Here is a 10,829-nt window from a genome sequence, read left to right as displayed (position 1 = left end):
CGCCGGTATTTAATCCCAGCGGCGAGCCCTCCAGACCCGCCGCGGCTGCCGCGCGCGGGGGGCCCGGCTGGGGCCCGCGCCCCGCCACCACCGAGCTGGTGTCGTTGACCGCCGTGCCGGCGAACAGGCCGAACGCGTGCTGGCTCAGCCCCAGCAGGTGACCCAGAATGGGGAAGATCAGCACGGCGGCGACATTGAAGAGGAAGATCGTCGAGATCGCGTAGGCCACGTCGTTGCTCTTCGCCCGGATCGCCGGCGTCGTGGCGGCGATGGCCGAGGCACCGCAGATGCCGGTGCCGACGCCGATCAGCGTGCGCAGGTCGCGCGGCACGCCGAGCCTCCGGCCGACCAGCCAGGCGAGCAGCAGGCACACCCCGAGCGTGCCCAGCATGACCGGCAGCGATCCGGCCCCGACCGACACCACCTCGCCGAGCGACAGCTGCGCGCCGAGCAGCACCACCGACAGTTGCAGCACCGGCCCTTTGGCCACGTCGACGTTCCAGGCCGACCGCCGGGCCAGCGGGCTCAGCAGCACTCCGGCGGCGACCGCGAAGACGGGCGCGCCGACCACCGGCACCAGCATCCCGATCAGAGTCGCGAAAACCCCGATCACCAGGGCCGCCGCCAGGCCGGCAGCTTTCGGGAGTACGCGGTGACGAGCGGGAGCCTCGGCCAGGACGATCACGATTCCAGGCTTCGCCGCGACGAGCGCACCCGGTAGCGGCTATTACCGGACCACTGTCATAGCCAACTCCTATGACAAGCACCCTGGTTCGACAAGGGGCGGCGTTATGTACGCTCGTACACATGACCGCCACCCTCACCGCCCGGTCCGACGTGCGGGCCGCCACCACGGCCACCTACACCGCGTTCCTCGGCTCGGGCTTCGCGTTCGCCAGCTGGGCGTCCCGGATCCCGCAGGTCCGCGACAGCCTCGGCCTCGATCCGGGCGCGCTCGGCCTGGTGCTGCTCGCGATCGCCGCCGGGTCGCTGCTGGCACTCCCGCTCTCCGGCCCGGTGGTCAGCCGGATCGGCTCGTCCCGCACCGTGCTGTCGATGGCGGTGCTGCTCGGCGCCGGCCTGACCGTCGCCGCCCTGGGCGCGACCACCAACGTCGTGCCGGTGGTGATCGGGCTGTTCCTGCTCGGCTTCGCCAACGGCGCCTGGGACGTGGCGATGAACGTGCAGGCCACCGTCGTCGAGCGCCGCCTCGGCCGGTCGATCATGTCGCGCTTCCACGCCGGATTCAGCCTCGGCACGGTGGCCGGCGCGCTCCTCGGCGCCGCCATGGTCGCCCTGCACGTGCCGGTCGCGGCCCATCTGATCGTGGTCGCCGGGCTGGTGGTGCTGGGCGTGACCGGGCAGGCCCGGCGGTTCATCCCCGACGAGGCCGGCACCGAGCCCGGCACCTCCCCGAAAGCGAGCGCCCTGACCGCCTGGCTGGAACCCCGCACCCTGCTCATCGGGGTGTTCGTGCTCGCCTTCGCCTTCGCCGAGGGCGCCGGCAACGACTGGACCAGCGTGGCCGCCATCGACGGCCACCACGTCCCGGCCGCGCTCGGCACGCTGGCGTTCGCCGCCTTCCTGACCGCGATGACCATCGGCCGGTGGTTCGGGCCGGCCCTGCTCGACCGCTACGGCCGCACCCCGGTCGTCCGGGTCCTCGCGCTGATCGGCATCGCCGGGCTGGCGCTGTTCGTCTTCGGCCCGTCACCGGCCTACGCCTACGCCGGCTCGCTGCTCTGGGGCCTCGGCTCCTCGCTCGGCTTCCCGGTCGGCATGAGCGCCGGCGGCGACGACCCGCGCCGGGCGGCCGGCCGCGTCAGCGTGATCGCCTCGATCGGTTACTGCGCATTCCTCGCCGGCCCGCCCACCATCGGCTTCCTCGGCGACCACGTCACCGTCCTGCGCGCCCTGCTGACCGTCGCCGTCCTCCTGGGCCTCGCCGCCCTGATCTCGTCGAGCGTCGCCAAGCCGGCCGAGCAGGGCTGACCATCGCGGTCAGTCGAGCCAGGCCGAGTCCAGGGAGCGTTCCAGCACCCGCCGCCAGCCGGGCGGGACGGCCGGGTCGCGGCCCGCGGTGCCGGCCAGCCAGAGCAGGTTGACCAGGTCGTCCTCGGTGAAGTCGGGCGAGAGCGACCCGTCGGCGTGCGCCTCGCGGACCAGGCGGCGGCCCAGGTCGGTGGTGACCGTGCAGATGTCGAGGAGGGCCACGGCGTCGGGGTAGCGGCGGAGCACGGCATCGTTCAGGGCCGGGTCGCCGATCTGCTGATCGATCATCCCGCGTACGAAAGCCGCGAGCCGCAGTCGCGGCGTGGGTAACGCGGTCGCCGAGGCCGCGAGGGTTTGGAGCCGGGCCCCGACCACCTCGGGAATGACCGCGTCGATGAGGCCCTCGCGGGAGCCGAAGTGGTTGTAGAGCGTGCCGATGCTGACGCCCGCCGCCTTCACGATCTCGTTGAGTGACACGTCGAGGCCGTTGGCCAGGAACCGGTCGAGCGCGACCGAGCGCAGCTTGGCCGCGTTGTCGCGCGCGTCACGCCGGGGTTCCCTGCGGGCTGCCGCCGGCCCAGGCCCGGGAGATGGAGGAGGGCATGGTGCGGCTCGCCGCCGCCGACGGCCTTCCGTACGCGGTGGACCGCCCCGCCTCGAGCACGCTCGACATGTTGCGGGCCGTCCAGTTCGGCGTCGAGCACGGGGTCGGCTGGGACTATCTGCGGGCCCTGCAGGCCGAGGTCTTCGGCGGCAACCCGAAGGCGTTCGAGCACGACACGATCGTCGAGGCGGGGGCGAAGCTCGGGCTGGACGCCGACGAGATCCGCGCGGTGCTGGCCTCCGACCGCTACGCCGACGCCGTCCGCGCCGACCACAACGCGGCGATCCGGCTCGGCGCGCGGGGTGTGCCGTTCACCGTCCTCGGCGGACGGCTGGGCATCCCGGGCGCGGTCAGCGTCGAGCAGTACGCGGCGGCCATCGACCAGGCCTGGGAGAAGACCCATGCCTGACGCTCCGCTGGAGTTCGTGGTCGTCGAGCCGGCCGGCTATTGCGACCCGGAGACCGGCCTGTGCGTGCCCGAGGCCGAGGAAGCCCCCGACCTCGAGCCCGAAGGATCGGGGTCTCGCCGGCGAGCGCGTGACATCGCGAGGAGGCCATCGTCCGGCGTCCCGGCTCCTGGCCGGCTCCGGTGAGGACTGTCCGATCACGGCATTCGCCGCCGACGCCGGCCACGCCCCGGGCGATCCGGTGCTTCGGCGGGCGTTCGCGGCCCGGATCGTCACCGCTACCACATCCGCCGCGCGAGCGGACCCGCCTAAGTGGTAATGGTTTAGGCTCTCCCCCCGCTCCGGAACGGCGTACCGTGCCCGTGTGCCTTCGTCGTGGAGGTTGTTTCTGACGTACGCCGGGGCCAGCTTGGTCCCGGTGGCGCTGCTGGGACTCATGTTGTCGTTCGCGCTCGCCGGCGAGGCCCACAGCCGCGGCCTCGGCGAGGGCCGCGACGAGGCCGCCATGATCGCCCGCACCGCCGTCGAGCCGCAACTCGACGGCCGCCCCCTCAACCTCGCCATGCCCGGCGGCGAGGTGCAGGCGCTGCGCCGCCTCGCCGACCGGGCGGTCACCGCGGGCTCGGTCGTACGCATCCGGCTGCGCGACACCAACGGCCACGTCGTCTTCTCCGACGACGGCTCCGGCTTCAACGACGAGATCGAGGACGAGGCGCTCGACGCGGCCCACGGCGAGGTCGTGGCCCACCTCACCCGTCTCAACGCCGACAGCAACGACACCGGGCCGGTCGGCGAACGGGTCGTCGAGGTCTACGTGCCGCTCAGCACCGGCGGCCCGGTGCTCGGCGTGCTCGAGATCTACCTGCCCTACGCGCCGATCGCCACCGAGGTCAGCGCCGGCCTGCGCACCCTCTATCTCGTCCTCGGCGTCGGCCTGGCCGCGCTCTGGGCGATCCTCGCCCTCATCTCCGCCTCGACCATGCGCCGCATGGTCCACCTCGCCGAGCACGACGCGCTGACCGGCCTACCCAACCGCATCCTGTTCCAGCGCCGGGCGGCCGCCGCGATCGAGGCGGCCAAGCGCGACGGCGGCATCGCGGCCGTGGTGCTGGCCGACGTCGACCGGTTCAAGGAGGTCAACGACACGCTGGGCCACCACAACGGCGACGCCCTGCTGCGCGAGCTGGCCTCCCGCCTGGCCGCCGGGGTCCGCTCGGGCGACACCGTGGCCCGGCTCGGCGGCGACGAGTTCGGGCTGGTGCTGCCGGGCATCGGAAACGACGAGATCCAGCCTCTGCTGGACCGCCTCCGGGCGGTCCTCGAGGCGGAGGCCATCGTGGGCACGCTCCCCCTTTCGCCGGAGGCGAGCTTCGGGTACGCGCTGGCCCCGGCCGACGGCACGGACGTCGACACGCTGCTGCGCCGGGCCGACATGGCGATGTATCTGGCGAAGGGCACGCGCACCGGCACCGCCCGCTATGACCAGAAACGCGACCACTACGACGCCGGCCAGCTCGCCCTGGTCGCCGAGCTGCGCCGCGCGATCGAGACCGGCGAGCTGGTGCTGTTCTACCAGCCCAAGGCCGAGCTGCGCACCGGCCGGGTCTGCGCGGTCGAGGCCCTGATCCGCTGGCGGCACCCGGTGCGGGGCCTGGTCCCGCCCGACGCGTTCCTGCCGGTGGCCGAGCAGACCGGTCTCATCGACGCGCTCACCCGGTGGGTGCTGGCGACCGCGCTGGCCCAGGTCGTGGCGTGGGGCCCGGCCTTCGAGGGCCTCTCGATGTCGGTGAACGTGTCGGCTCGCAACCTGGCCCGGGCCGACTTCGCCGACACCGTGCTGGCCGCTCTGACCACCGCGGGCGTGCCGGCGACCCTCCTGGTCGTCGAGATCACCGAGACCGCGCTGATGACCGACCCCGAGGTGGTGGCCGACGTGCTGGCCCGGCTGTCGACGGCCGGCGTGCGCATCAGTGTCGACGACTTCGGCCAGGGCCAGACCTCGCTCGGCTACCTGTCGACCCTGCCCCTGCACGAACTGAAAATCGACAAGAGCTTCATCTGCGACCTGCCCGACAACATGGGCCACGCGGCGATCGTCCGGTCGGTCGTCGACCTGGGCCACAACCTGGGCCTGCAGGTGGTGGCCGAGGGCGTCGAGACCCAGCCGACGGTCGACCTGCTGACCGCGACCGGCTGCGACGTCGCCCAGGGCTACCTGCTGGCCCGCCCGATGCCGGCCGACGACCTGGCGCCCTGGCTGGCCGACCACCGGGCGGGCGCCCTGACCGTCGAGCACTAGCCCAAGCCGACCCGCACGCGATGCCGGCCAGCCCGGACCCGACCGCGATGCCGGCCGCACGCGATGGCGGCTGGCCCCGGCCGGGCGCGGTGAGGGCCGGGCGCGGTGCCGGCCGGGCGGGCGCGGCGTGTCGGCCGGGCGCGGTGCGGGCCGGGCGCGGTGCCGGCCGCACGCGATGGTGGCCGGCCCCGGCCGGGCCCGGTGTGTCGGCCGGGCGCGGTGAGGGCCGGGCGCGGTGCCGGCCGGCCGAGCGCGGAGCCAGCCGAGCGCGGAGCCAGCCGAGCGCGGAGCCAGCCGAGCGCGGAGCCAGCCGGGCGCGGGGCCGGCCGCGTGGGGCTGGTCCCTTGACGGGCGGGAGTGGGGCGGAAAGGCTGGGCGCCGTGTCGACATCACAGGTCGGGCCCGGGCGGTTGCGGCAAGCGACGATCTATCGGGCCGGGGTGCTCGGGCGGCGACCGGCGGTGCCGGCCGACTTCGCCACCCTCGAGGAGGCGGCGCGGCGCGCTTCGAGCGCCCGCGCCTGGGCGTACGTGGCGGGTGGCGCCGGCGAGGGCCGCACCATGCGCAACAACCGCCGGGCCTTCGACCGCTGGGTGAGCGTTCCGCGGATGGCCCACGGCATCGGCGGCCGTGACCTGTCCACGCGCGTACTGGGAACGGAGCTGGCGTCGCCGCTCCTCCTCGCGCCGATCGGCGCCGGCGCGCTGATGCGCCGCGACAGCGACCTCGCGATCGCCCGGGCGGCCGCCGCGACCGGCGTGCCCTACATCTTCTCCAATCAGGGCTGCAACCCGATGGAGGACTGCGCCGCCGTGATGGGCGACTCTCCGCGCTGGGTGCAGCTCTACTGGAGCACCGACGAGCAGCTGGTCGACAGCTTCATCCAGCGGGCCGAGAAGGTCGGCGCGGGGGCGCTGGTCGTCACGCTGGACACCACGATCCTGGGCTGGCGGCCGCACGATCTCAACCTCGGTTCACTGCCGTTCGCGCGGGCCGAGGGCATCGCGCAGTACACATCGGACCCGCGTTTCCTGTCCCTCGCCGCCGAGCGTCCTCCGGCGACGTCGAAGACGACGGTCACGCTCGGCGCGCTGCGGACGCTGGCCGCCATGGCCCGCAACTATCCCGGTGGCTTCTGGTCCAACCTGGTCTCCAAGGCGCCGCGCGCGGCCGTCGAGACCTTCCTCGACGTCTATTCCAACCCGGGGCTGAGCTGGGGTCACCTGGCGACGCTGCGGGACCGCACCCGGTTGCCGATCGTCCTCAAGGGAATCCTGCATCCCGACGACGCGCGCCGCGCCTTCGACGAGCTGGGCGTCGACGCGATCGTCGTCTCCAACCACGGCGGCCGCCAGGTCGACAGTTCGATCGCCTCGCTGGACGCCCTGGTCGACATCCGTGAGGCGGTCGGCCCCTCGAAGACGGTGCTGTTCGACAGCGGCATCCGCAGCGGCGCCGACGTCTTCACGGCGCTGGCCCTGGGCGCCGACGCGGTGCTGCTCGGCCGCCCGTACATGTATGGCCTGGCGCTCGCCGGCGAGCGCGGCGTCGCCGAGGTCATCCGGAACATCGTCGCCGAGTTCGACCTGACGATGGCCCTGACCGGCACCCGCCGGATCGCCGACATCGACCGGAGGCTGCTCCGCCGGGCCTGGTCCGCTCAGGCCGACAGCACGTAGATCCGCGGGTTCAGCTTGCCGATCATCTGGTAGACGCCCCACAGGCTGTCGGTGAGCACGTATTCGTACGCGACGGTGCCGAACCGCTCCACGAAGGCCTCGCGGTTGCGCAGCATCCGCGACACCCACAGCAGCTGCTTGGAGCTGGAGGCGACGCCGTCCTCCTCGCTGCGCTCGCGCGCCTCGCCGTGCAGCTGAATGCACTGCGCGACGGTCAATCCGGCGCCGGTGATCGCGGCCTCGATGCGCTGCGGGTCGAGGCTTCCGGCGTGGATGCCGGCCGGTGGCCACATGAACGCCGCCTCGGCCGGTGTGAGCCAGTCGGTGGCGGTCATCTGGTAGACCACCGCCCGGCCGCCCGGCTTGAGGACCCGGCGGAACTCCGCGAACGCGGTCTCCAGGTCCTCGACGTGAACGAGCACGTCCTTGCACCAGATCAGGTCGACCGAGCCGCTGGGGTCGGCCAGCTTCTCGGCGACGCCCTCGTCGATGCGGACCCGGGCCGCCACCTCGGGCTCCTCGACCACCAGCGCGGCGAGGTCGCGGGCCGCGTTGTCGAGATGACGGCGGACCGGCTCGACCCCCCGCACCGTGAACCCGAAACGACGCGACAGCTCGAAGCTGTGACGCCCCTCGCGCGCGCCGACGTCCAGCACGGTCGAACCGGGCGGCAGCCCGGCCTCGGCGACCAGGTCGAACAGCAGCTCGTTCAGGCTGCGCGGCGACAGGCTCTCGTTCAGCGCCGCCTCGACCTCGTCGTCGTCGAACGTGTCGCCGTAGACGTCGTCCATGCTGCGAAAGACCCGAGGAGCCGGAGTGTCGGTCATAGCCGCGGATGCTAGGTGCGGCGATGCGGGCCCGCAACGGACTTTTCGACCGGTTCGTCAGAGGTTCAAGGCCGGCAGCAGGGCGGCCCCGACCAGGCCGCCGGCGACGACGACCGCGGCCGTGGCGGTGGTGACGCGCCAGCCGAAGGTGCGGCCGACCATCGCGATGCCGGGCAGGCTGACCGCCGGCAGGGTGACCAGCAGGGCGCCCGCGGCCCCGAGCGACAGCCCGGCCAGCACCAGGCCCTGCACGATCGGGATCTCGCCCGCGGTCGGGATGACCATGAGCGTGCCCACGATCGCGGCCACGACGACCACGAGCAGGCCGGACCGCAGGTCGCCGCCGAGCGGGAACAGCCAGCCCCGGAACGCGCCGATCAGCATGACGACGACCAGGTATTCGGGGACCAGGGTCAGGACCAGCCGCAGCAGGGCACCCAGGTAACGCCTCAGCGAGGGCGCCTCGTCGGCCGCGGGACCGGGGACGGCCACCTCCTCCGGCACACGCCGGTCGGTCAGCCGCGCGACCAGCACCGCCCCGCCGACCACGACGGCGGCACCGACGACCAGGCGGGTCAGCGTCCACTGCCAGGGCGCCACGAAGACCAGGAAGACCAGGACCGCCGGGTTGAGCAGCGGATTGCCCAGCCAGTACGCCACGACCGCGGCGGTCGGAACCCCGTTACGCCGCAGGGTCACCGCGACCGGCGCCGCACAGCACGTACACATCATCGACGGTGTGGCGGCCAGGCCGCCGGCCACCGCGGCCGACACCGGGCGCCGCCGGTTCAGGACGCGGAGCAGCCAGGTGCGCGGGACGAGGGTCTGGAGGGCGGCGCTGATGAGCAGGGCGGCCACCAGCGCCTTCCAGATCGCCCGCAGGTAGGCCGAGGTGAACGAGGTCGCCGCCGACCAGGACGGCGCGTCGCCCGGCTGGACCCCGCCGACGCCGAAGATGCCCGAGCCGGCCCAGGTGTGCGTGGTCGCCAGGCCGTGGGCCTTCGCCTGGTAGGGCCACCACTTCGCCCACAGCAGCCCGGCGATCGCCACGGCGACCGCGACCAGCACACCGGGCATCGCCGGGTGCTTGCGTTGCTGGACAGACGCCTCGGCCACGATCACCCTCCACTGTCGGTGATCGATCTTATGCCGGCCGCCCGAGGGCGGCGAGGCGGCTGCGGCCGGCCGTACGCTCCAGAGTGATCCGGTCGATCTCGGTGTACGGCTGGGCGCTCCCGGGCAGCGCGTCGGCGAGCGTACGGATCGTGAAGGTGGTGCGCTGCCCCTTCCGGGCCGGCACCACGTCGACCGCGATGAACGCGTAGTCGTCGTAGCGCACCTGCGACCAGTCGACGGCCTCGGGCACCCGGGTGCCGGTCAGATATCCGGACGCGTTGACCGCGGTGCCGTCCTTCGACCAGACGTAGCCGTTGACGATGTTCTCGGTCGTGTTCTCGCCGCCCGGCGCCCGGTATCCGCGGTAGCGCTGCCCCTCCGGCAGCAGCTGCGGACCGGCCGGCGTGATCCCTGGGGGCGCGGGCGCCGCGACGCCGGGGGCGGGCCGGAACGGATACCGCGGGCGGCCGCCCGAGCCGACGCACAGGTAGGTCACGCCGTCGTCGGCCGGCCTGATCGTGGAACCGTCCGGGGCCGCCTTCGACCGCCGGCCGAAACGGATCGGGTCGGTCCGTTCGAGCAGGTGGTTGTGGCCCTGCACGACCAGGTCGACCTGATATCTGCTGAACAGCGGGTCGAGCCGGTCCCGCACACCACCGTCCGAGGCGTGGTTGTTCGCCGTCGAATAGGCGCAGTGGTGGAAGAACGCGACCACGAAGTCGACCGTTTCGGCGAGGGTGCCCTGCCGCCACTTCTGGAGCGTCTCTTCGAGCCACCGCAGCTGGGCGCCGCCGGAGTAGCCGGTGTTGGTCTGCACCTCGTAGGACAGCTCGTTGGCGTCGACCGAGATCACGCCGACGTTGCCGTATACGAAGCGGTAGACCGACGGGCAGCCGTGGGGGCCGTTCCCGGGCATGTCGAGGCGCTTGATATGACCGCCGTACCCGTGGTCGCCGTAGAGCGCCTCCATGTCGTGGTTGCCGGTGGCGAACATCCACGGGGTGGACGCGGCCTGCGGCTCGATCTGGTCGAGGAACACGTCCCAGACGTACGGGTTGAAGCGGTTCCGGCCGCGCGGAGCCTTGGTGATCGCGGTGTTGTCGGCCGGCAGGCCGGAGCCGTCCGGGTCGGCGTAGCAGATGTCGCCGGCCAGCAGCGTGAACACCGGCTTCTGGGTGGCCATCCGGTTGGTCTGGGTGATCGCCGGGTGGGGGTCGAGGCCGGCCACCGGGTCGGTCGGCAGGTAGGCGTTGTCGTCGAACACGCCGGCCGGCCAGGGTCCGCCGGCCGGGGCGACGTTGGTGCCGACGTCGGCGAACGCGGTGAAGGTGAACGGCCGCGGGACACCGGTGGCCGGCGCGGCCGTGAAGTGGGCGTCGCCGCTGACCGTCCCGTCGGACAGCCGGACCCGGTAGTGGTAGAGCGTGCCCGCCCGCAGCCCGGTCATCGTGGTCTTGAGGTAGTACTGGCTGCTCGCCGGTCCGCCGGCGATCGCGTACCGCCCGACCAGGTGCTGGATGTCGGCCTCGTGGCGCTGCCCGTACTGCCCGGGCGCGGTGCCGACCTCGACGAACGCGCGCAGCCCGCGGGGCAGAGTTCCGGTCTTGCTGGCCAGTTGGGCGCTGATCGCCATGGCCGGCTGGAGCAGGCCGTCGGCGCCGGGCACGAACGAGAGGTGCCGGCCGGAGACGACGACCCCGGCCGGGCCGGCCACGCCGCCCGCGGCCGCGAACGCCGCGCCGGCCGCCCCGAACCGGGCGACGACGATGCCGCCGGCCGCCTTCAACATGGAGCGGCGGCTGACCGGTTGTCGCCTCAGGGCCTGGGCGTTCCACTCGGCGTATTCGTCCACGGTGCCGGGTCGCTGGAGGTTCATACCGGAATAATCGGGCAATATTGCCACGC

General features: G+C 73.1%; 10 protein-coding genes. 5 read left to right on the top strand and 5 right to left on the bottom strand.

Features of this window, described 5'->3' with window-relative positions; translation table 11 throughout:
* On the bottom strand, window positions 1-685 hold a 685-nt coding region (locus tag AB0M88_RS33710; protein WP_364109644.1), incomplete at its 3' end, for a putative sulfate exporter family transporter.
* A 122-nt stretch (window positions 686-807) separates the two neighbouring features.
* Here AB0M88_RS33710 and AB0M88_RS33705 point away from each other — a divergent pair.
* Window positions 808-1,992: an MFS transporter gene (locus tag AB0M88_RS33705; RefSeq protein WP_364109642.1), complete on the top strand. Its 1,185-nt coding sequence runs from the start codon at window positions 808-810 to the stop codon at window positions 1,990-1,992.
* Window positions 1,993-2,001: 9 nt separating this feature from the next.
* Here the strand turns inward: AB0M88_RS33705 and AB0M88_RS33700 are convergent, their stop codons facing one another.
* Complete coding sequence (locus AB0M88_RS33700; protein WP_364109646.1) at window positions 2,002-2,514, bottom strand: TetR/AcrR family transcriptional regulator; 513 nt, start codon at window positions 2,512-2,514, stop codon at window positions 2,002-2,004.
* An 80-nt stretch (window positions 2,515-2,594) separates the two neighbouring features.
* Between AB0M88_RS33700 and AB0M88_RS33695 the strand changes: the two genes are divergently transcribed.
* From AB0M88_RS33695 to AB0M88_RS33680, 4 genes are all read left to right on the top strand, one after another.
* Window positions 2,595-3,005, top strand: coding sequence for a DsbA family protein (locus AB0M88_RS33695; protein WP_364109640.1), 411 nt, complete (start codon window positions 2,595-2,597; stop codon window positions 3,003-3,005).
* Window positions 2,998-3,189 (top strand): hypothetical protein, encoded by a 192-nt coding sequence (locus AB0M88_RS33690; RefSeq protein ID WP_364109638.1) that lies wholly within the window; start codon window positions 2,998-3,000, stop codon window positions 3,187-3,189. Before AB0M88_RS33695 ends, AB0M88_RS33690 begins: the two co-directional genes overlap by 8 nt.
* A 232-nt stretch (window positions 3,190-3,421) precedes the next feature.
* Window positions 3,422-5,302, top strand: a complete 1,881-nt coding sequence (locus AB0M88_RS33685) for a bifunctional diguanylate cyclase/phosphodiesterase (RefSeq protein WP_364109636.1) — start codon at window positions 3,422-3,424, stop codon at window positions 5,300-5,302.
* Window positions 5,303-5,682: 380 nt separating this feature from the next.
* On the top strand, window positions 5,683-6,981 hold the full coding sequence (locus AB0M88_RS33680; protein WP_364109634.1) for an alpha-hydroxy-acid oxidizing protein: 1,299 nt from the start codon (window positions 5,683-5,685) through the stop codon (window positions 6,979-6,981).
* On the opposite strand, the gene AB0M88_RS33675 is transcribed toward AB0M88_RS33680, so the two are convergent.
* From AB0M88_RS33675 to AB0M88_RS33665, 3 genes are read right to left on the bottom strand one after another with little or no spacing between them, the layout of a single operon-like run.
* On the bottom strand, window positions 6,963-7,808 hold the full coding sequence (locus AB0M88_RS33675; protein ID WP_364109631.1) for a class I SAM-dependent methyltransferase: 846 nt from the start codon (window positions 7,806-7,808) through the stop codon (window positions 6,963-6,965). The genes AB0M88_RS33680 and AB0M88_RS33675 overlap by 19 nt on opposite strands.
* Window positions 7,809-7,865: 57 nt before the next feature.
* Window positions 7,866-8,924: a permease gene (locus tag AB0M88_RS33670; RefSeq protein ID WP_364109629.1), complete on the bottom strand. Its 1,059-nt coding sequence runs from the start codon at window positions 8,922-8,924 to the stop codon at window positions 7,866-7,868.
* Between the two features lie 28 nt (window positions 8,925-8,952).
* The gene (locus tag AB0M88_RS33665; RefSeq protein ID WP_364109627.1) at window positions 8,953-10,800 is read right to left on the bottom strand and encodes a metallophosphoesterase family protein; all 1,848 of its coding nucleotides are present in this window, start codon (window positions 10,798-10,800) and stop codon (window positions 8,953-8,955) included.
* Window positions 10,801-10,829 lie beyond the last annotated feature (29 nt).

Origin of the sequence: Actinoplanes sp. NPDC051411, assembly GCF_040682075.1 — a bacterium.
In the GTDB taxonomy this organism is placed as follows: Bacteria; Actinomycetota; Actinomycetes; order Mycobacteriales; family Micromonosporaceae; genus Actinoplanes.
This window is presented reverse-complemented; position numbering and strand designations above follow the sequence as displayed.

What these genes read in the sequence shown, in the direction of transcription:
- AB0M88_RS33695 (WP_364109640.1), top strand. Translation starts at nt 2,595, where the DNA reads ATGGTGCGGCTCGCCGCCGCCGACGGCCTTCCGTACGCGGTGGACCGC.
- AB0M88_RS33675 (WP_364109631.1), bottom strand. Translation starts at nt 7,808, where the DNA reads ATGACCGACACTCCGGCTCCTCGGGTCTTTCGCAGCATGGACGACGTC.
- AB0M88_RS33705 (WP_364109642.1), top strand. Translation starts at nt 808, where the DNA reads ATGACCGCCACCCTCACCGCCCGGTCCGACGTGCGGGCCGCCACCACG.
- AB0M88_RS33690 (WP_364109638.1), top strand. Translation starts at nt 2,998, where the DNA reads ATGCCTGACGCTCCGCTGGAGTTCGTGGTCGTCGAGCCGGCCGGCTAT.
- AB0M88_RS33665 (WP_364109627.1), bottom strand. Translation starts at nt 10,800, where the DNA reads ATGAACCTCCAGCGACCCGGCACCGTGGACGAATACGCCGAGTGGAAC.